General features: G+C 52.8%; 16 protein-coding genes. 10 read left to right on the forward strand and 6 right to left on the reverse strand.

Going from position 1 to position 21853, the window contains the following annotated elements:
• The first annotated feature begins 1 nt into the window (after position 1).
• From G5380_RS05035 to G5380_RS05065, 7 genes are all read left to right on the forward strand, one after another.
• Positions 2-1258, forward strand: coding sequence for a lipopolysaccharide biosynthesis protein (locus tag G5380_RS05035; protein ID WP_421352455.1), 1257 nt, complete (start codon positions 2-4; stop codon positions 1256-1258).
• Between the two features lie 8 nt (positions 1259-1266).
• Positions 1267-2034, forward strand: a complete 768-nt coding sequence (locus tag G5380_RS05040) for a glycosyltransferase family A protein (RefSeq protein WP_421352456.1) — start codon at positions 1267-1269, stop codon at positions 2032-2034.
• A 1-nt stretch (position 2035) separates the two neighbouring features.
• The gene (locus tag G5380_RS05045) at positions 2036-3130 is read left to right on the forward strand and encodes a glycosyltransferase (protein WP_421352457.1); all 1095 of its coding nucleotides are present in this window, start codon (positions 2036-2038) and stop codon (positions 3128-3130) included.
• Positions 3127-4260: a glycosyltransferase family 4 protein gene (locus tag G5380_RS05050; protein ID WP_421352458.1), complete on the forward strand. Its 1134-nt coding sequence runs from the start codon at positions 3127-3129 to the stop codon at positions 4258-4260. Before G5380_RS05045 ends, G5380_RS05050 begins: the two co-directional genes overlap by 4 nt.
• An 18-nt stretch (positions 4261-4278) precedes the next feature.
• The gene (locus G5380_RS05055) at positions 4279-5559 is read left to right on the forward strand and encodes a sugar transferase (RefSeq protein WP_421263467.1); all 1281 of its coding nucleotides are present in this window, start codon (positions 4279-4281) and stop codon (positions 5557-5559) included.
• Positions 5560-5576: 17 nt separating this feature from the next.
• Positions 5577-7304, forward strand: a complete 1728-nt coding sequence (locus tag G5380_RS05060) for a Wzy polymerase domain-containing protein (RefSeq protein WP_421352459.1) — start codon at positions 5577-5579, stop codon at positions 7302-7304.
• Positions 7305-7766: 462 nt separating this feature from the next.
• The gene (locus G5380_RS05065; protein ID WP_216954269.1) at positions 7767-8177 is read left to right on the forward strand and encodes an H-NS family nucleoid-associated regulatory protein; all 411 of its coding nucleotides are present in this window, start codon (positions 7767-7769) and stop codon (positions 8175-8177) included.
• A gap of 547 nt (positions 8178-8724) precedes the next feature.
• Here the strand turns inward: G5380_RS05065 and G5380_RS05070 are convergent.
• From G5380_RS05070 to nadK, 6 genes are all read right to left on the reverse strand, one after another.
• A complete protein-coding gene (locus tag G5380_RS05070) occupies positions 8725-10089 on the reverse strand; it encodes an efflux transporter outer membrane subunit (protein WP_323912944.1) in 1365 nt (454 codons plus the stop codon).
• A 2-nt stretch (positions 10090-10091) separates the two neighbouring features.
• Positions 10092-12071, reverse strand: coding sequence for a MacB family efflux pump subunit (locus G5380_RS05075; RefSeq protein ID WP_421352460.1), 1980 nt, complete (start codon positions 12069-12071; stop codon positions 10092-10094).
• Complete coding sequence (macA, locus tag G5380_RS05080; RefSeq protein ID WP_421352461.1) at positions 12068-13231, reverse strand: macrolide transporter subunit MacA; 1164 nt, start codon at positions 13229-13231, stop codon at positions 12068-12070. Before macA ends, G5380_RS05075 begins: the two co-directional genes overlap by 4 nt.
• 250 nt (positions 13232-13481) lie before the next feature.
• Positions 13482-14372, reverse strand: a complete 891-nt coding sequence (locus G5380_RS05085) for a manganese-dependent inorganic pyrophosphatase (RefSeq protein WP_167557940.1) — start codon at positions 14370-14372, stop codon at positions 13482-13484.
• 279 nt (positions 14373-14651) lie between these two features.
• A complete protein-coding gene (gene recN, locus G5380_RS05090) occupies positions 14652-16316 on the reverse strand; it encodes a DNA repair protein RecN (RefSeq protein WP_421352462.1) in 1665 nt (554 codons plus the stop codon).
• A gap of 232 nt (positions 16317-16548) precedes the next feature.
• Positions 16549-17433 (reverse strand): NAD(+) kinase, encoded by an 885-nt coding sequence (nadK, locus tag G5380_RS05095; RefSeq protein ID WP_005338038.1) that lies wholly within the window; start codon positions 17431-17433, stop codon positions 16549-16551.
• Between the two features lie 291 nt (positions 17434-17724).
• Between nadK and grpE the strand changes: the two genes are divergently transcribed.
• The 3 genes from grpE to dnaJ all read left to right on the forward strand — a co-directional run bounded on the left by grpE (position 17725) and on the right by dnaJ (position 21770).
• The gene (grpE, locus tag G5380_RS05100) at positions 17725-18300 is read left to right on the forward strand and encodes a nucleotide exchange factor GrpE (RefSeq protein WP_005338036.1); all 576 of its coding nucleotides are present in this window, start codon (positions 17725-17727) and stop codon (positions 18298-18300) included.
• 297 nt (positions 18301-18597) lie between these two features.
• Positions 18598-20526 (forward strand): molecular chaperone DnaK, encoded by a 1929-nt coding sequence (gene dnaK, locus G5380_RS05105; protein ID WP_005338034.1) that lies wholly within the window; start codon positions 18598-18600, stop codon positions 20524-20526.
• Positions 20527-20627: 101 nt separating this feature from the next.
• Entirely contained in the window at positions 20628-21770 is a 1143-nt protein-coding gene (dnaJ, locus tag G5380_RS05110) for a molecular chaperone DnaJ (RefSeq protein WP_216954258.1), read from the forward strand.
• Positions 21771-21853 lie beyond the last annotated feature (83 nt).

Raw genomic sequence — 21853 nt, forward strand, 5'->3', positions numbered from 1 at the left:
GATGCGATTAGGCCTGGTTGTGGCATTTTATCGAGAATATGCCGCAATTATTACTAATGTTAGTATTCTATTATTTGAAAAAATGGTGACCATTGGGTTGGTTTTTTTTTGCGAGGGGGTAATTAGTCATCTACTCGGTGTTTCATTATATGGGAAATGGCTATATTCGCTCAATGCCGTCATTTTATTGTCATCAGTTACATTGATTGCCGGCTCGGAAGTTGTTGTTCCGGCATTAGTTCGGCATCCTCATTTGCGTTGGAAGATACTATCTTCAGTATTTGTTTTTCGTCTACTTTTCGCTTTGGTTGCTTTGCTTGTCACATTAGTCTACGCAAATTTTATTGTCGCAGATCAAGATGTAAGATTAATGCTGATGCTATTGGCACTGTCGCTCATTTTTAATGAACCATTTTCAGTAATAGCCAACTATTATCAAGCCACCACAAATATAGGTATTGTTGTAGCGATTCGTCTTGCAATTTTATTATTAAGGGTGCTTTTGGTAAGCCTCGCTCTTTTACTTTCATCTTATTTCATCATCTATTCAAGCAGGGCAATAGAAGCAATGTTTTTAGCTATGTCACTGTGTTGTGTTATTTATTTTAGAGGTGGCATCTGGGACTGGCATAAAAAAGTGGCAGTGGTAATGTTAAGTCGAGGTGGGGCGCTCTGGGTCCCATTAATGCTGATGCTGATTTATATGAGAATTGATCGCTTTTTCATCGAGCATTACTTAGGGTATGAACAACTAGCCATGTATGGTGTAGCTAGTCAAATGCTAGAGCAGGGCGTACTTGTACTTGGTATAGTTGTGCAGTCTATAGCCCCAATGATGTTATATGGGCGCAGAGTAAAAAAAATACATACGGTCTGTTTAGGGCTGTTATTAGTTGCATGTATCTTGCAATTAATGGGTTGGTTATGGCTACATGAAATTGTCTATTTTATCTTTGGAAAAGATTATGAGTTAGCAGCAGAATTAGCCATTATGATGTTGCCTGCGCTTTCTTTTTTCGCTGTGGATAGCGTTTTAATGCAACGGTTATACCGTGACAAAAAATATTTTTTGATAATGTGCAAGTGGTTCTTGCTCTTAATTATAAGCATGTTCAACTATTGGTTGTTGCTAAAAGTATTTCGTTCCGGTGACATTTACATCGTTTACATAACTAATGCTTTTTTGATGATGGCTGCGACGATGTCGATATACTTCATTCATCAATATAAAGGTTGCGTGTGTAAGGTCGTGAAATGATAACAATAATGACGCCAACTTATAACAGAGCATATGTTTTACCAAGGTTGTATGACAGTTTGTGTCAGCAGACAAGGCGGGACTTTGAATGGCTTGTAATCGATGACGGTAGCACTGATGGTACCGCCGAGCTTATTTTTGATTATAGAGTTAAATCTGACTTTCCAATCAATTATTTTTATAAAGAAAATGGAGGGAAGCATCGCGCTATAAATGAAGGTGTGGTTCATGCGACCGGTGATTGGATTATCATTGTGGATAGTGATGACTTATTAACTGGTGATGCTGTTGCCAAGCTATATGATGTTATGAATCATATTGGCTCGGAATTTGTTGGGATGTGTTTTAGAAGAGCAACATTATCTGGTCACATAATTGGTATCTCCGACACCGCATGGAGCAAGTCAATGGTAATGCAGCCCATCATGGCAGGGCATATATTAAAAGGTGACTTGGCTTATGTTTTTCGCACTAATGTTATGCGTGAGTGTCCTTTTCCTGAGTTCCCGGGCGAAAAGTTTGTACCAGAGTTATATATATGGAATAAAATTGCCGATATAGGTAAGATAGTTTTTTATGTAGACCAAGTAATATACTTGTGTGAATATCTTCCTGATGGCTACACCTCAAATTTTAAAAAAAATCTAAGAAGTAATCCATGTGGTTTTGGTTTGTTCTATCGAGACCAGGTGATCCGAGATACTCGATTGTTCGGTAAGGTCAAAGCATGTGTCAGAAGTCTCCAGTGTATTCTTTACTGTTGGTTGAAGAAATAGCATGAAAATTGCGATGGTAATCACAGGCCTTGGTATGGGGGGGGCTGAACGACAAGTGTGCGATTTGGCAGATCAATTTATTAGGTTGGGCCACCATATATTAATTATCTCGATGACCGGTGAAATTAGCAATCGCCCACATTCGACTGCAGCAGACATCGTTTCATTGCAGATGAGGAAAACTCCATTTAGTATTTTCAAAGCATACTGGCAGGCGATCAGGTTACTTAATCAATATAAACCGGATGTGGTGCATAGCCATATGGTGCATGCAAATATTTTTGCTCGGTTGTTACGATTATTTGTGTCATTTCCGAAGCTTATCTGCTCTGCGCATAATGTTAATGAGGGGGGGGGGTGGCGGATATTGGCATACCGATTTACCGAAAGGTTATGTGATCTTAACACAAATGTAAGCCAAGAGGCAGTTGAGGCTTTTATTAAACAAGGTGCGGTATCTGCCGGGCGAATGAAAGTCATGTATAACGGTATTGATACGGAGCGTTTTTATTTTAATGCCACAGTCAGAAATAAATTACGCTCTCAGCTTGGGATTGATGACAATAACATATTGTTAATTTCGGTAGGTAGACTGACCGCTGCCAAGGACTATACAAATTTGCTTGTTGCATTTGCGATGTTATCTTCGAGATTCAATAATATTAAGTTGGTCATTATAGGTGAGGGGGAGCAAAAAGAATACTTAACCACAATAGCTAGCGCACAAGGGATTAGCGAGCGAGTTCATTTCTTGGGGCTGCGCTATGATGTTGAAGATTGGATGAGTGCAGCAGATATCTTTGTGTTGTCATCCGCTTGGGAGGGGTTTGGTTTAGTTGTGGCTGAAGCTATGGCTACTGAGCGGGTAGTGGTTGCCACCGATTGTGGTGGAGTGAGGGAAGTGGTTGGCTCTGCTGGATTGCTTGTCCCCTCTAAAAATAGTCAGCAGCTATTTACCGCGATTGAGCAGGCTATGATGCTCTCGCCGCTTGAGAGAGAGGTGATGACCAAGGAGGCTCGGACTCGGGTTATTAACCATTATTCAATAGAGACGATCTGTCTGCGTTGGTTAAATTTGTACCAGGACTACACATGAGCAAACATCTTTGTATGGTGAGCAATACCGCGTGGTCAATGTGGAATTTTCGCCGCGGATTATTATCTGCACTTATACAACATGGATATCGCATAACCATTGTTGCTCCACCTGATAATACAGTTTTTTCGCTCTGTGATTTGGGGTGTTCATTTATACCGTTGGCACTATCCCCTAAAGGAGTCAACCCAATTGTTGAGCTGAAATTAATATTTGATTTCGTAAGAATATATAGGAGAATTAATGCGGATTTAATTATCCATTATACGGTAAAACCAAATATATATGGTTCTTTTGCTGCACATCTTTGTCGCACACCTGCCTTGGCTATAACTACTGGGTTAGGATATGCTTTTATGAATGATGGTTGGGTGCCTAAAGTAGTAAGATTGCTTTATAAATTCACTTTTAAATATCCTAAGCTAGTCATTTTCTTAAATGAAGATGATCGCCTTGAATTTGTATCAAGACAGTTGGTAGATGAAAAAAAGACTCTGTTACTGCCTGGCGAGGGCGTTGATTTGAGTGTTTTTTATCCTTCAGAGAAATTTTCTGAAGATGACTCGGTTAGTTTTTTGCTCATTGCGCGGTTGTTATGGGATAAGGGGATTGGAGAATATGTAGCAGCCGCAAAGCAGATTCACATTAGTCATCCAAACATAAAGTTTAAATTGTTAGGCGATGTTCAGGCTGATAACCCACGAGCGATCGGATATGCACAGTTGCATGAATGGATCAATGACGGTGTGCTGGAATATCTCGGTACTACACATGATGTTAGGCCTTTCATAATGGAAAGTGATTGTATTGTGTTACCTTCTTATCGCGAAGGATTGCCAAGAACTATGATCGAAGCTGCTGCAATGGCAAAGCCAATTATTGTTACCGATGTTCCTGGATGTAGAGATGTACTGCTACATGAGAAAACCGGGTTACTCTGTCAAGCTAGAAATGTTTCATCATTGGCTGATGCGATGATGACATTCATACGAATGACTACAGCTCAAAGAACCTTGATGGGTAATGCTGGGAGGCAATTAGTCAGTGCCAGATTCGATGAAAAAAAAATCATTGGCATATATTTTGATATATTGGCTCAGCATATCGATGGCGCTCACCCCTTTGGTTGATAACTAAATGAGTTTTTCATGATAAATAATAGCTATTATCCATATGGTGGTCGTTGGTATGACCTTGTACGGTTTAATTATACTATAACGTTCTTTTTTACATCCTTGATATCAACATTACTACCTGCATTTTTGTTTTGGGGAGGGGATTTTTGGAATACCCTTGATGATGTAAAGATAAATTCACTTTTAGGCATCTTTATAACATGTATTACTGCTGGTTTTTTCCTGAGTCGAGTGCTTTGCTATCCTGGAGTTAATGCTTTATCTTATATGATTCCAACAGTAACCGCGGTGTATGGAATATTGTTCGGTGTGTTGCTGCTGTTTCGTCTTGAGTATAGTAGGCCAGTAATTATAAGCTCGTATATACTGGCTTTAGTGTCTTGCTGGCTTATTTATTATTTAGGGGCACGATCTGGCAAGGTTAAGTATTCTATCATCCCGGTTGGTAATTATCAGAAACTGTGTGCCTTGACTGCTGTTGAATGGAATATTCTTCACAAACCTGATTTTTCTCTGTTTTGTGGTAGTGCCGTAGTTGCTGATTTTCACTCATCTGATTTGACGAGTGAATGGCAAAAGTTATTAACTGATTTCGTTTTGTTAGGGATACCAATCTATCACAGCAAAACTATATATGCATCATTAACAGGCCGAGTCAGTGTTGAGCAATTATATGAAAATGATTTGGGTTCCGCTATTCCCTCGTTGTTTTATTTCTTTTTAAAAAGACTAGCTGATCTTTTGGTTGTTATAATTGCACTCCCCTTTTTTATGCCGGTGTTACTGATAACAGCAATATTAATAAAGCTGGAAAGCCCTGGCCCTGCTTTCTTTAAGCAAAAGAGAGTTGGGCTGGGTAATAAAGATTTTGTAATATATAAATTCCGTAGTATGCATGACAGTTCATCATTAGACAATGCATATTTTGCTCAGGAAGTTGACAAACGGATTACTCGTGTTGGTCATTTTATTCGTAAATATAGAATTGATGAGCTCCCGCAATTCTTTAATGTTCTTAAAGGGGATATGAGCTTGATTGGTCCACGACCTGAACAGCGTTTTTTTGTGGAGAGGTTTGAGTCTGAATTACCATTCTATATGTATCGTCATATGGTTCGTCCTGGTATAAGTGGATGGGCTCAGGTGATGCATGGCTACTCAGCTGATACAGATAGTACTCGTATAAAATTAGAATATGATTTTTATTATATTAGAAACTTTTCGCTTTGGCTTGATCTATTAATAGTAATCAAAACTATTAAAACAATGCTGACAGGGTTTGGGGCTCGTTGAGTATACGGAAATAATATATGAGCAACTTGTATTGGATTTTATCTTCATTATACTGGTTACTTGGAGTGCATTTTTTTATGCACAACCCGGGAGGAGCAGGGCTATATCTGCCCTTTAACGCATGGGGATGGGTGTTTGCCTCGCTGGCTATTGGATTAGGATTGTGGCAAGTGACGTTACGCCAGCGTCTGCTCTTTTCTCCATTACAAGCGGGCTTATGGATAGGGGCACTCTTGCTACTGCTGCCGATGTTCTATCCAGGTTTTGCACTCAGGGATTATGCCATTCCAAGATTATTGGGGCTTTTTGCTGGTCTGCTGTTTTTATTCGGGCTCTATCAATGGCGCTTCAATCGGTTGCAGCGTGATCGCTTGCTCTATATCGTCCTGATAGCGATCGCGATGGAGGCTTTGCTCGGTCTGATACAGTTCTATCTGTTGACACCCGGTAACTGGATTGGCTACGACACTAAAACCAATCGTCCTTACGGGATCTTTCAACAGCCAAACGTGATGGCAACCTTTATGGCAACTGGTCTTGCCCTTGCTATTTGGCTGGAATTACGCCGAGAGGGTGGTCGTTTTCTGATGGCTCTGCGCTATGGCGTCATTCTATCAGCAACACTGTTGCTGGTTGTTTTGCAATCCCGAGTGGGTCAACTTGGCGGTCTGCTAGCTCTGTTTTTATTGATACCGCAACTCCATCGCCATCGAGTGCTATGGCGTATGTTGGCGCTGGTTATTTTTGCGGTGGCCCTTGGCCTGCTATCACAGTACTGGATGGCAGGAGCAAAGCGCGGGTTGGAGATTTATCAATCTGGTGGTATGCGATCTATTTATTGGCCTTATGCAGCCAAGCTGATTGCCGAAGCACCATGGAGTGGTTGGGGATACGGCAGTTTTGAATCTGTTTTTCTCCATCACTACATGGCTGATAAGGCGCTGAATCCATCTATGGTGCAGATTGAGTACAATCTTGACCATCCCCACAACGAATTCCTTTATTGGGCTGTTGAGGGAGGGGTGGCTCCCATGGTTGGTATGGTGATTATGGGGGGCGCATTATTGTGGCGCCTGACGAAGGTGCGTTGGGTAAATGCCATGGCACTGCTTGCCCTGGTGACACCGATATTGCTCCATACTCAGACGGAATATCCCCTTTACCATGCAATCGTGTTGTGGTGGTTGTTGCTGACGCTGATCTATGTCGTTGACACCGAGATTGAAGAAACCCGTTTCGTGAGTTGCGGTAGCCCATCGTGGTTGGACATTGAGTATCGCCCCTGGTTGTTGCTCCGATTTATGGCAATAGCTATCCCTCTATTGATTGTCCCATTTATGCTGACAGCCCTTCATACTGCCTGGGTCGTCACCAAATACGAGCGGGGAGGTTATAAGGAGCCGACGCTCTTGCTGGAGATTATCAATCCTATGGCATGGCTGACACGAGTTGAATTTGATGTGAACTCGGTTCGTCTGATGGTCGGTTTGCAGACAAACAACAAGGATGAACTGGAAGCTTATCTGGAGTGGGGGCAGGACTTCGTACTTCATACACCACGAGCTAATATATACGCCAATATGGTGACAGCACTTAACGCTCTGGGTCGCAAAGAGGCAGCCGATGCGATGCGTCTGGAAGCGCTCAGACTCTATCCTGCGGAACCTCTGCTGAATGGCTCTGTAGCTATACCGGTGATCAGTGGTGTTGATCAATCGGCACAAAGTAATGCTCGCGCAAATTAGCGTAATTTAACAACCGGGTAAGATCGGTTATGTTAAAAAACAGATTGTTTATTTGTCTTTAGATATATGGGTTGATGTTGTAAGTTCATGATTTTTATGGATAAAAATCATGGCCTTTTAAGTCGTCGTTGCTGAGGAATTGCTTTGTGGCTTTTTTATTTCACCTTGCTTGATGGGTAACTGGGCGGGGGGGAGGGCATATCGGGTGTCACTATAAAGAGAATCTTCTGACTGCATGTAGTGGGATATTAATGAGCCCTGTAATATCTGAGATCATCATCTGTCAGATTGTATAGCAATCACAACTGAGCATTGATTTGTTATCACGCTTCGCGTCAAGAGAGTATGGTGAGTGAAAAATAAAAAAAAAGGAGTGTAAATACAGAAAACGGTATGTTGTTATCAATTGTCCATGCTATTCTGACACGGTAATCCCTGTGACCGACTTTTTGTGAGGAAATAATGAACGAGTTTCTGAAAGTTCTGCTGAACATTCGCAGTCTGCGTGCGGCTGTTCGTGAGCTGCCGTTTGAGCAACTGCTGGAAGCTAAAGAGAAGTTTGACCTGGTTTACCAAGAGCGCGCCGATTCTGTTGAACAGGAGCGTGCTGAACAGGAAGAGCGTCAGCGCAAGCTGAATGAATTCACCGAAATGCTGCAGCAGGCTGGTATTGATCCTCGTGAGCTACTGGCGACTGCCGCTGCTCCGGCTGCTGCAACTGGCGCTGCCAAGAGCAAGCGAGCTCCGCGTCCGGCTAAATACAAGTACGAAGAAGATGGCCAGGAAAAAACCTGGACCGGTCAAGGCCGTATGCCGAAAGCCATTGCTGCTCAAGTCGCATTGGGTAAAGACCTGAACGATTTCCTGATCTAATTCGTCAGGTTCAGAGATTGAATAATGCCGCCCTCGGGCGGCATTATTTTTGCCGTTTTACTCGTGGTTATCCAACCAGTATTTCCACCTCATTGTTATCTGCATTCCTCGTTTGTATCCTTTCTCTCTCGCCTTACCCGCAGTTCCTTTACTCAATATCATTCGTTGTTTACGATTAATTTTGTCCTGTGGCTCACCAACGCGATATCGCTATTTGTATGCGTTGTGCTGATACGAGCTTCGGATATGTTTCTCACGATTCACGATTCACGATTCACGGTGCGTCGTTCGGCAAGAGTAGAGCTCTCTGCTGATGGAATATCCGGTAATCGTTATCTCCGGTCAGGGGGCGTTAGGTATAGAGAGAGCCGCAAGGTATGGCCGGTATATTCAGGGTCGCCGATGCATGTAATTGGCTGCGCTGCCATGACTGCCCCTGATAATGGGCAATGAAGTTCGGCTGCAGTGTGGGAGAGGAAATTCTGTATGGTCTATGGCGATGATATTCCCCACTCTGTAGGCGAGTGGGGGATAGCCAGGTGAAGCGCTATCGGGGCGTCACGCTATCGCTGCCACCCAGGGCGCGATAGATTTTGGCTGTGGTGGTGAGCTGCTCTTTTTGCTGTGCCAGCAGGCTCTGCTGGGCATCCCACAGTCGGTTCTGCTCATCAAGCCAAGCTTGCACGCCGGTCGCACCCGCCTGGAAGCGAGCCTTGGCCAGTCGTTCGGCCTCCCGGGCATAACTCAGCTGCTCCTGCAGATAATCGAGTCGCTGCTGGCCATAGTGGCGGGCGGCCAGATTGTCTTCCACTTCCACCAGTGCAGTGTAGAGCTGCTTGCGAAACTCGGTTTCGGCGATCTGGTAATCCAGCTCCGAGCTTTCAATGGCGAGCTGGGTGCGGTTGTATTCAAGGAAGGGGAGGGCAAGGCTGGCTCCCAGCGTACCGACCGGATTTTGCAGCACTTGCGCCAATCTATCGGATGCGGTGCTGGCGCTGCCGGTCAGGGTCAGGCTGGGGTAGAAGCTGGTGCGGATCTCATCCCCTTTAGCCAGCGTCTTGCGCAGCCGCAATTCGGCCGCTTTGACATCGGGGCGGCGGGCCAGCACATCGGCCGGAATACCCACCGCAAGTTCAGGAATGGCCTGCTTTGCAAGGGAAGCGGGTGCATACTCCAGCGGCCCGCTGCTGCGGCCCAGCAACAGACGCAGGGCATTGCGAGCCTGCTCCTGCTGCGCCTTGAGGGAGGCCAGCTCAGCCTGCTTGCCTGCCAGTTGCTGGCGTGCCTGCGCCAGATCGAGTCGGGTGATGGCGCCTGCCTGGTATTTGGTTTGGGTCAGCTGCTCGGTTCGCGTCAGGTTGGCCAGCTGCTGTTCTCCGAGTGCGATGGCAGAGCCGAGATAGCCGAGCTGCCAATACTGCTCCAGAGTATTGCCAATCAGCAGGAGTCGGGTGCTGGCGAGATCCTGCTCGCTTGCCGCCGCCTCCCAGCTTGCCTGATCTCGCACCGAGGCAAGCTTGCCCCACAAATCCACTTCGTAACTGAGGCTCAGCGAGGGGCCCAGACTGTTGGTGCCTTTGCCGCTTTTCAGATCCTTGTTGCCACTGGCTGCGATAGTGCCATTGACCGAGGGGGTGAGGTTGGTATCGGCCTGCTCGGCGCCCAGTCTGGCGCTTTTGAGCTTGAGGGCCGCCACATGCATGTCCGGGTTGGCGGCTAGAACCGCCTCGACCAATTTGTCGAGTTGGGGATCATGAAATTCCCGCCACCAGAGGCCAGCCTGCGCAGCCAGTTGGGCGCCCTCTGCTTGTTGCCATGTGGGGGCGATCGCCAACTCGGGTCTTTGATAGGTGCTGTGCTGACTACAGCCGCTGAGGGCCATAGAGAGAGCCAGCCAGGAGAGTTTGTGCATTGTTATTCCCTCGCCAGTGCGACAACAGGGTCGAGCCGCGCCGCATTGCGTGCCGGCAGGTAACCAAACAGGATCCCGATGAGTGACGAGCAGCCAAAGGCCATCAGGATGGAGAAGAGCGAGAACTGCATCTTGATGGAGTCCACCAGCAGTGCAAAGAGCGCACCAATGCCTAGCGAGAGGCCGACGCCGAAGATACCCCCCAGCAGGCTCACCATCACAGCTTCAATCAGGAACTGCTGCAAAATATCCGACTGGCGGGCGCCCACGGCCATGCGAATGCCGATCTCGCGGGTGCGCTCGACCACTGACACCAGCATGATGTTCATCACGCCCACCCCGCCGACGATCAGCGAGATCACCGCGATGGCCGAGACCATCAGGGTCATGGTGGCGGTGGTTTTCTCCACCGATTTGATGATGCTGTCGCTGCTGAAGGTGAAGAAATCCTTCACCCCGTGGCGCTTGGTGATCAGCTCGATCACCGCCTGCTCGGCCAGCGCCGGTTGTACCCCGTCCTTGACCCGGATGGTGATCTGGCTGAAGTGGTGCTGCGAGATGAGGCGACTCATCACCGCGCTGTAGGGCAGCCAGATATTGACCGACTGGCTGGTGGGGCCGAAGCCGGTCTCCTGCGAAACCACACCGACAATCCGCACCGGCAAGGTGCCGACCAGTACCACCTTGCCGACCGGCTCCTCCTTGCCAAGCAGGCTGGTGATGCTCTTCTTGTCCACCACGGCAACGGCGGCACGCTGCTGGATATCTTGCCACTCCAGTAAGCGACCACTGACCAGCGTCATCCCCTTTACCTTGAAATAGTCGTTACCGACCCCGGTCACATTGCCGCTGTTGGTCTTGTTGCGATAGCGCAACTGCCCTGAGCTGCCGATCTCGGGGCTGGCGCCCGCAAGATAGGGTTGCCCCAACAGGGCATCGAGGTCCCCCTTGTTGAGGGTCTGGATGCTGGCCATCTTCTCATCGCCCCATCCTTTACCCGGGAAGATTTCGATGGTGTTGGTGCCCATCGCATTGATCTGGTCGATCACCTTGGCGCGCGCCCCCTGACCAAGAGCGACCACGCTCACCACGGCGGCGATACCGATGATGATGCCGAGCATGGTGAGGAAGGTGCGCATCCGGTGGGCGAGCATGGCATGGATCGCCATCCGTCCCGCTTCCCGATAACGATCCCAGTCGTGGCCCATGGCACCTTTAGTGGGCACTATTTTTTGAGGGGCTGTGGTTGTGGCGGTGGCTGGAGCCAACACGGCCGTTTGGCTGGGGCCGCTATCTTGTTCAATCCGACCATCTTTGAGAGTGATGATCCGGTCGGCATGGCTGGCCACGTTCATATCGTGGGTGACCAGAATGATGGTGTGGCCCTGAGCGTGCAGCTCCTTGAGGATCGCCATCACCTCCTTGCCGCTCTGGCTATCCAGTGCGCCGGTCGGTTCATCGGCGAGGATTACTTCGCCGCCATTGGCCAGCGCCCGGGCGATACTGACCCGCTGCTGCTGACCGCCGGAGAGCTGGCCCGGGGTATGGTGGCTGCGATCGGCCAGCCCCAGTCTACCCAGCAGCTGACGCGCGCGCGCCTGGCGATCCGGGCGACTGGTGCCGGCATAGACGGCGGGGATCTCCACGTTGGCGGCGGCATCGAGATGGGGCAGCAGGTGGTAGCGCTGAAAGATAAAACCGAAGTGGTGGCAGCGCAGCCGGGCCAGCGCCAACGCATCCATGGTCGCGGTGTCCTGACCGCGAAACAGATACTGGCCGCTGCTCGGGCTATCGAGACAACCCAGCAGGTTCATCAGGGTCGACTTGCCGGAGCCGGACGCGCCGACAATGGCGATCATCTCTCCTGCCGTGATGGTGAGATCAAGAGGGTGGAGCACGGTGACTTCGCTGTCGCCGCTCTGGTAGCGTCGCTCGACCCCTTTCAGCTGGATCAACGGCAGCTGGTTCAGGGGCTCACTCATAGCATCACCGCCATCTCATCATTGTCGGCGGGGGCTCCGTGATTGAGCTGCACCTCCTCCTTCTCGCTCAGCCCGCTGATCACCTCAATGCGGATCTCATCCTTCATACCGGTCTTGATATGGCGGGTTTCGGTTGTCTCATCGTCCTTGATCACGGTGACTTCATACTCGTTGTCACCCAGCGACTTGCCGAGGGCGGTTTGCGGCACAGTGAGCACCTGCTTGCGCTCGCCGAGCACTATGGTCACCTGGGTGGTCATTGCCACTCGCAGGGTATGATCGGGATTGGGCACATCGAACAGGGCGTAGTAGTAAACGGCCGCATTATTGGTGGTGGTGCCTGTGGTGGCCTGATCATTGATGTTGGTAGGCGCTAACTCCACGGCGCGAAGCGTACCCTGATAGCGGGTATCCGGATCGCCAATGAGGGTGAAGTAGACTGGCATGCCGGCTTTGACCTTGGTGACATCGGCTTCGGAGATCTGCGCCTTGACCGTCATAGTCTCGAGGTTGGCCAGCTTGAGCACGGTCGGCACCGTCTGGCTGGCAGCCAGGGTCTGGCCCTGACGGGTCACAATGCTGATGACGGTGCCATCCATCGGCGCCAGGATCTTGGTGTAGCCCAACTCGGTCTTGGCCCGATCAACTTTGATCAGGGCGTTGTCGATATTGGCCTGGCTGTTTTGCAGTTCGGCGCGGGTGACCGCCAGCAGTGCCTCGGCACTCTCCAGATCGGCCCGTGAGCTCGCCTCCTGCTTGAACATCTGCTGCTGGCGCCGCCAGGCGAGCTCGTTCTGTTTGAGTTGTGCCTGCTTGATCTTGAGCTGGGCGCGGTTGCTGGCAAGTTCCGCCTCGGCCGTCTTGAGGTTGTTCTGGGCAATCAGGGGATCGATCTCGGCCAGCAGGTCTCCCTGCTTGACCTGATCACCAGCCTCGACGGCCAGCTTGGTAACCTGACCGGAGACCTGGGCCCCCACATCCACCTGCTCCACGGCCTGCAGCACACCACTGGCCAGCACGGTCTGGGCAATATCCTCGCGGGTCACCTGAGCGGTTAGCATCGCCTTGGGTGGTTGACTGGGCCAGAGCAGCCAGCCGATGAGTACCACGGCGATCAGCATGGTGATGGCCAGGGTTCTCTGCTTGGGGGTTATGTTCATCGATCACCTGAATGGAAACGGAAAAGGTTGTGCGCGGCGATTATCCTGCAGCAAAGCCCTGATAAATAACAGCCGCAAATATGTAAGCAAAGTTATGGCGTTAACTGTCAATAAGCCGAGAAAGGAGTAAGCGATAGACCGCAGTCGTGAGCAAGATGGTCAACAAGAGGGTGGGGAGTGCGGCTGGCGGTGGCGATGAAAAAGCCCTGCGCAGAGGCAGGGCTTTGGAATAGGTGATGGCGAGGGAGGATCAGGCCTTGGCCAGCAGATCCATCACCCAGGGCAGACCCTGCTTCTTGCGGCTGACAAAGCCCGGGTGGTAGCTGGACTCTGCCGGTACTTTCGGGTGTGCAGTAAAGTAGATGCGGCTGGCTGCGGCCGTCAGGTCAGTCACCATCAGCACGAAGAAGTCGAGCCCTTCGCCTTCAACACGGTGTGCCATCTCTTGCAGCAGAGTGTCAATCTGGTCGGCCAGCTGCTGCTCGCTGCCCACTTCGATCTGGCTCATGATGAAGTTCAACCCTTCGGCTTGGAATGCCTTCTCATCCTGCTGCAGCAGTTGAGCCGGAGTCAGGCCGCTCAGGTCGGTTTTCGCCATCAGCAGCTGTTGGCCGAATTCGGCCAGCGATACTTCGGCCAGCGGTGCCAGACGCTCACAAGCGATCTTGTCCTGCTCGGTGGTGGTCGGCGAGGTGAGACAGAGGGTGTCGCTCATGATGGCACCCAGCATCAGACGAGCCTGGCTGCGGGTCACAGTGCCTTGCTGACTCAGCAGATCAAAAGCGATGGTGCAGGTGCAGCCGACGGCCCGGATCCACGCATCCAGCGGAGACTGGGTAACCAGAGTGCCAAGACGGTGGTGATCCACCAGACCCAGTACATTGGCTTGTGCCAGTGTGGCAGGGCCCTGTTCCAGATCACTGAAATCCACCAGCCAGACATCTTCACCGGTCAGATCTTTGGTCAGCAACTCGGGTTCGCTGACGCCAGCCTGCTCCAGAATAAAACGGGTTTCGGTGCGCAGGTCACCCAGACGCCATGGGGTGGCCTGACGGCCCTGGCCATTGAGCCAGTCGGTGATAACCAGCGCACTGCAGATACTGTCGCTATCAGGATTCTTGTGACCAAAAACGTGGATCATAGACAAAGCCTCACAATTGGATACCCATAAAGGGGGGCAACACTATGCGAAATCCGCTACATGAAGGCAACCGGATCCACGCCCATGTTGCTGCCAGCTTCGCCTAACTCGCCATTTTATTGATCTGGGTCGGTAATCCTGACGCGAGTTCGGCGCTCACAGTTGGCTGTTGGCTATTGCTGACTGTTGAGGCCATGGCACTCGTCCATGCCTGCGCAGTCAGCATGTTCGGTCTGCCCTGTCAGTAGCTATCGCTGCACATCGGCTTTATTGCCAGATTCATCGACGCAGCAGCTCGCGGGCATTGGCCAAGGTGTTGTCGGTGATCTGGTCGCCTCCAAGCAGGCGTGCCAATTCATTGAGACGGGCAGCCTCATCAAGGGCACTCATTTGGGTTTCGGTGGTTTTGCCATCGGTATGCTTGCTCACCACCATATGCTGGTGGCCGTTGCCTGCCACCTGAGGCAAGTGAGTAACCACCATCACCTGAGTGGACTCGCCGAGCTGGCGCAGCAGGCGACCCACCACGGCGGCAGTCGGGCCGCTGATCCCCACATCCACTTCGTCGAAAATCAGGGTCGGGGTTGAGATCTTGCGAGCACTGATCACCACGATGGCGAGGCTGATACGCGACAGTTCGCCACCCGATGCAACCTTGCCAAGCGGCTGGATCGGTTGGCCCGGGTTGGTGGTGACCATAAATTCCACCCGATCTATACCCAGCGGAGAGAGGCTGCTCTGGGCATCGGGGCGCACCTCGATGGCAAAGCGTCCATCGGGCATCGCCAGTTCGTGCATGCTGCTGGTTACCTTGGCGCCCAACTCCATGGCGTAACGCTGACGGCTCTGGCTCAGGGCCTCGGCGGCCTGGACAAAAGCCTGACGGGCCTCGGCCAGCTCATCTTCCATCCCCTCTAACCGCTCCTCATCGGAGTTGAGGCGAGCGAGATCAGAGGCCAGCTCCTGATGGTACTGAGCCAGATCTGCCGGTTTAACGTGGTGCTTGCGGGCCAGATTGATCGCCTTGGAGAGGCGGGCCTCCAGCTCGTTAAAACGCTCGGGATCCAGTTCCAGCCGATCGAGGTAGCTGCGCAGTTCGCTGTGGCTCTCCTGCACGCCGATCAGCGCTTCGTTCAGCATCTCCAGTACCGGAGTGAGGCGGCTGTCCATGCTGACCAGCCCCTCGGCCCGATCGACGGCCGATTGCAGCAGCCCTGCGATAGTGGTCTCTTCGTTGTCATAGAGCAGGTCGAGGCAAGCCCCGCACTCCTGCATCAGCTCGGTGCCGTTGGCGAGACGCTGGTGCTCCTCTTCTATCTCTTCGAACTCCCCTGCTTGCAGGGCAAATTCGTCCAGCTCCTGCACCTGGTACTCGATCAGCTGGCGGCGGGCCTCTCGCTGCTGCTGCTCGGCTTTGAGCCGGTTCAGTTCGTTTTGCAGTTGGCGCCACTGCTGATAGTGCTGGCGCACCTCGTCGAGCAGCAGATGGTGACCGGCATAACCGTCGAGCAGAGCGAGCTGGTAGTCGGGTTTGAGCAGCATCTGGTGGGCATGTTGACCGTGCACGTTGACCAGTAGCTGACCCAGATTCTTGAGCTGGGTGAGGGGTACGGGCACGCCGTTGATATAGCTGCGTGAGCGGCCCTCGGCGGAGATGACTCGCCGCACGATACACTCCCCTTCGTTTTCCAGTTCGTTGGTGGCGAGCCAGGCGCGGGCAGCCGGGTTGTTGTCCAGCAGGAAGCGGGCGCTGACCTCGCTTTTGTCGCTATCGGGTCGCACCATGCCGGCTTCGGCCCGCTCTCCGAGGCAGAGACCGAGAGCATCGATGGCGATGGATTTACCGGCACCGGTCTCACCTGTGATGCAGGTCATGCCCGGTTGCAGATCGAGTTCGAGAAACTTGACGATGGCGAAGTTGTTGACGGTCAGCTGGGTCAGCATGGTCTCATCCTGTATAGGTCAACATTACTGTGTATGCATCCAGTATATACTGGTCTTATATACAGTAAAGAGGGCGCCGCCATTTTTAACACAGGAAGGGGGGAGCCAGTGTGGTATGGCTATGAAAATGCGGTACTGATATGAGAGTGCAGGGGACGTTGCCACGACAGAAAAGAGAAGGGCGCCAATTCAGGCGCCCTTCTCTGGCAATGCCGTTGTCGGTCAAAGCTGATTAGAACAGCTTGCTGCCCCAGCCGAGCTTGTTGCGCAGCACGTGGAAGTAGCTGTAGTCGAGCGGGTGAACCAGATGGAGCTGGTGGTGGCTCTTCTTGATCAGGATCTCATCCCCCGGGTGGACCGCCAGCGTCACTTGGCCGTCACAGCTCACCTGCATGGCATCGTCCTGATTGTCCGGCGAGACCAGCAGCCGCACTTCGCTGTCGGCATCGAGCACGATGGGGCGACTGCTCAGGGTGTGCGGGAACATGGGCACCAGCGTGATGGCGTTGAGCTTGGGGGTGAGGATGGCGCCACCTGCCGACAGGGAGTAGGCGGTGGAGCCGGTCGGAGTGGCGACAATGATGCCGTCCGAGCGCTGGCTATACATAAAGCTGCCATCGATATAGACCTCGAACTCGATCATGTGGGCGATCTTGCCCGGGTGCAGTACCGCCTCGTTGACCGCCAGATTGCTCGACTTGCGCTCGCCGTGGCGATAGACCGAGGCCTCAAGCAGGAAGCGGTGTTCGCTCTTGTAGTGGCCGGAGAGCACCTGCTCCAATGGCAGCAGGTAATCCTGCGGCGAGAGATCGGTCAGAAAGCCGAGGTTACCCCGGTTGACCCCGATCACTGCTACATCGAAGCGTGACAGCACTCGCGCCGCCCCCAGCATGTTGCCGTCACCGCCGACCACGATGGCGAGATCGGCCTGCTGGCCCAGTTGTACCAGATCCATCACGTTTTCATCGAGGATGCTCAGGGTCTGGGCGACCCGGCTCTCCACCAGTACCCGAAAGCCGCGGGCGGTAAGGTATTGATGCAGGCCGGTCAGCGTCTGGTTGGCCCCCTCATGGTGGGGTTTGCCAATCAGGGCGATGGTTTTGAACGGAGAATCCATAGTCAGTCAGATCTGGGATGGGTATTGCGGGCCAGTATACAGTGCTTTGCTCCGCTTGTGACGCTCTCCCGTGTGACGGGGCCGGCTATCCCCTTGAGGCTACTGGTTAAACGGTGAGCGGTAACCCGTATAAACCGACGGTTGCTGCTATTCAGCAACCCTGATTGCCCTTTACCTCTTGAAAGCCGGGGATGCATCCCCATAATAGCGCCAACATAGTCGGTCTGTTGTCGTCCGGTCGCTCAACCAGACGTCAGGGCCCTCATAAGTAACCCCGGAATTGGAGATGTCATGAACCACGAAGAGCAAAAGGTTGAAGCGATGGAGCAAGTGGAAGCCCAGCCAGTCGAGCCGACCGATGTAGACAGTGAAGTGACAGCCGAGCAGGCCCGTATTGCCGAACTGGAAGCGCAGCTGGAAACCGCCATCCAAAAAGCGGCGGAAGAGCGTGAACGCGCCCTGCGTACCGCCGCCGAGATGGAGAACCTGCGCCGTCGTACCGAGCTGGATGTGGAGAAGGCGCACAAATTCGCTCTGGAGAAGTTCGCCAATGAACTGCTGCCGGTGCTGGACAACCTTGAGCGTGCCATCGAACTGGCCGACAAGGAGAACGAAGCCCTCAAGCCGATGATCGAAGGTGTCGAGCTGACTCTGAAATCCATGCAGAGCGGCGTGGCCAAGTTTGGTCTGGTGGCGCTCGACCCGATCAACCAGCCGTTTGACCCCAATGCCCATCAGGCGATGAGCATGGTGCCGAGTGCCGATGTGGCCCCGAACACCGTCATTGCAGTGATGCAGAAGGGCTATGACCTCAACGGTCGGGTGATCCGTCCTGCCATGGTGATGATCGCCAAAGCGGTCGACTGATTGGCTGTGGGTGCCCGAGCCCGCCCTGTGGCGGGCTTTTTGTTTCGCAGTGTAGCACCTGTTCATCTTGCCCGGTTTACGGCTCAACGTGGCCGCGCAACCATGACAAAGGGTGTGGTTTTTTAGGGTTGGGGCTTGAAGCTGCGTCTGACGACCCCATATAGGTAACAAGGCCGCGGCGGCACAAAAAATTTGATGCCGGGAGCTTGAAAGCCAGATTGGCAGCCCCCACCTAGCCGTTAACGCATTAAGGCGAGTTCCTCGCCAGTTTATTCAAAGTATTTGGAGATTCGTCAAATGGGTAAAATCATCGGTATTGACCTGGGTACTACCAACTCCTGCGTCGCTATTCTGGATGGCGACACTGCTCGCGTGATCGAGAACGCAGAAGGCGATCGTACTACTCCGTCCATCATTGCCTATGCCGATGATGGCGAGATCCTGGTTGGTCAGCCGGCCAAGCGTCAGGCCATCACCAACCCGAAAAACACCCTGTTCGCCATCAAGCGTCTGATCGGTCGTCGTTTTGAAGATGAAGAAGTGCAACGTGACCTGAAAATCATGCCGTACGCCATCGCCAAAGCTGACAACGGCGACGCCTGGGTTGAAGTGAAGGGCAAGAAAATGGCACCGCCGCAGATCTCTGCCGAAGTGCTGAAGAAGATGAAGAAGACCGCCGAAGACTACCTGGGCGAGCCGGTAACCGAAGCCGTTATCACTGTTCCGGCCTACTTCAACGACGCCCAGCGTCAGGCTACCAAGGATGCTGGTCGCATCGCCGGTCTGGATGTAAAACGCATCATCAACGAACCGACTGCTGCTGCATTCGCTTACGGCGTGAACAAGGTCAAGGGCGAGCGCAAGGTTGCCGTATATGACCTGGGTGGCGGTACTTTCGATATCTCCATCATCGAGATCGACGAAGTGGAAGGCGAAACCACCTTCGAAGTACTGGCGACCAACGGTAACACCCACCTGGGTGGTGAAGACTTCGATAACCGCGTCATCAACTATCTGGTAGACGAGTTCAAGCGTGAGCAGGGCATCGACCTGCGCAACGACCAGCTGGCTCTGCAGCGTCTGAAAGATGCCGCCGAGAAAGCCAAGATCGAGCTCTCTTCTGCCCAGCAGACCGACGTCAACCTGCCGTACATCACTGCAGATGCCACCGGTCCGAAGCACATGAACATCAAGGTGACCCGCGCCAAGCTGGAATCCCTGGTAGAAGACATGGTGAAGGACTCTCTGGAGCCGGTTCGTGTTGCCCTGAAAGACTCCGGTCTGGCAGTTGGCGAGATCGACGACGTGATTCTGGTTGGTGGTCAGACCCGTATGCCGCTGGTTCAGAAGACCGTTGCCGAGTTCTTTGGCAAAGAGCCGCGTAAAGACGTCAACCCGGACGAAGCTGTGGCCATGGGTGCTGCCATCCAGGGTGCCGTACTGTCCGGTGACAAGACCGACGTACTGCTGCTGGACGTTACCCCGCTCTCTCTGGGTATCGAAACCATGGGCAGCGTGATGACTGCGCTGATCGAGAAGAACACCACCATTCCGACCAAGAAGTCCCAGGTGTTCTCCACTGCCGAAGACAACCAGTCTGCCGTGACCATTCACGTGCTGCAAGGTGAGCGCAAGCGCGCCAGCGACAACAAGTCTCTGGGCCAGTTCAACCTGGAAGGCATCCGTCCGGCACCGCGCGGTCTGCCACAGATCGAAGTGACCTTCGACATCGATGCCAACGGTATCCTGCACGTCTCTGCGAAAGACAAAGAGACCAACAAAGAGCAGAAGATCACCATCCAGGCCTCCTCTGGTCTGTCTGATGACGAGATCGAGCGCATGGTACGCGAAGCCGAAGCCAACGCGGCCGAGGACAAGAAGTTTGAAGAGCTGGTACAGGCTCGCAACCAGGCTGATGGTCTGGTCCACTCCGTACGCAAGCAGATCACCGAAGCCGGTGAAGCCCTGCCTGCCGATGACAAGACCAAGATCGAAGCCGCTCTGAGCGAGCTGGAAGCGGCCATCAAGGGTGACGACAAGGCTGCTATCGAGGCCAAACAGCAGGCTCTGCTGGAAGCGTCCCAGAAGCTGATGGAAATTGCCCAGCAGCAGGCTCAGGCCCAGGGTGCAGCCGGTGCTGATGCCGGTCAGTCCTCCTCTTCTGCCAAGGCTGACGACGACGTAGTCGACGCCGAGTTCGAAGAAGTGAAAGACGACAAGAAGTAAGCCCTACCCAGATGGGCGAAGTCCGCTTCGCCCATCGGCTTGGTCAATGAATTCACGGGCGTTGGGTAACCAACGCCCGTCTGCGTAACCACAGGATGAGTATGTCGAAGCGCGATTTCTACGAAGTACTGGGTGTGGCGAAAGATGCCGACGATCGCGAGATCAAGAAGGCGTACAAGCGCCTGGCCATGAAGTATCACCCGGATCGTAACCAGGGTGATGCCGCATCCGAAGAGAAGTTCAAAGAGGTCAAGGAAGCCTACGAGGTCCTGACCGATGCCAACCTGCGTGCCCGTTACGACCAGTACGGCCATGCCGGTGTCGACCCGAGCCAGGGTGGCGGTGGCCACGGTGGCTTTGGCGGTGGTGCCGACTTCGCCGACATGTTTGGTGACGTATTCGGTGACATCTTCGGCGGTGGCCGTGGTGGTGCCCGTCGTGGCCCGGCCCGTGGCTCCGACCTGCGTTACACCATGGAGCTGACGCTGGAAGAGGCGGTACGCGGGGTCTCCAAGGAGATCAAGGTGCCGACCCTGGTTCACTGTGAAGTCTGTAACGGCTCCGGTGCCCACACCGGCAGCAGTGCCCAGACCTGCCCGACCTGCCACGGCTCCGGCCAAGTGCAGATGCGTCAGGGCTTCTTCGCGGTGCAGCAGGCGTGTCCGCACTGTCACGGCCGCGGTAAGATCATCAAGGATCCGTGCCGCAAGTGCCACGGTGAAGGTCGCTACCAGCGCACCAAGACCCTGTCGGTGAAAATTCCGGCGGGCGTCGATACCGGCGATCGCATCCGTCTCTCCGGCGAAGGGGAAGCGGGGGAAGCAGGAGCACCGGCAGGTGATCTCTACGTACAGGTGCACGTCAAAGAGCACGAGATCTTCGTGCGTGACGGCAACAACCTCTACTGCGAAGTGCCCATCAGCTTCACCGCAGCTGCGCTGGGTGGCGAGATTGAAGTACCGACCCTGGATGGCCGCGTCAAGCTCAAGGTCACTCCGGAGACCCAGACTGGCAAGATGTTCCGCATGCGCGGCAAGGGCGTGAAGTCAGTGCGCTCCGGCCAGGTAGGGGATCTGATGTGCAAGGTGGTGATCGAGACTCCGGTCAACCTCACCGAGCAGCAGAAAGAGCTGCTGCGTCAGCTGGACGAGTCGTTCAGCGGTGCTGCTGCCAAGACCCACAAGCCGAAATCGGAAGGCTTCTTCGAAGGGGTGAAACGCTTCTTCGACGATCTGACCAAGTGATGGCATAGACCCGTGTCGATATAAAGAGAGAGGGAGGCGTGATGCCTCCCTCTCTCTCTTATCTTGAACTATCGGAGATGGCG

The sequence above is a fragment of the Aeromonas sp. 604443 genome, from assembly GCF_049170315.1.
GTDB classification, from domain to species: Bacteria; Pseudomonadota; Gammaproteobacteria; order Enterobacterales; family Aeromonadaceae; genus Aeromonas; species Aeromonas veronii_A.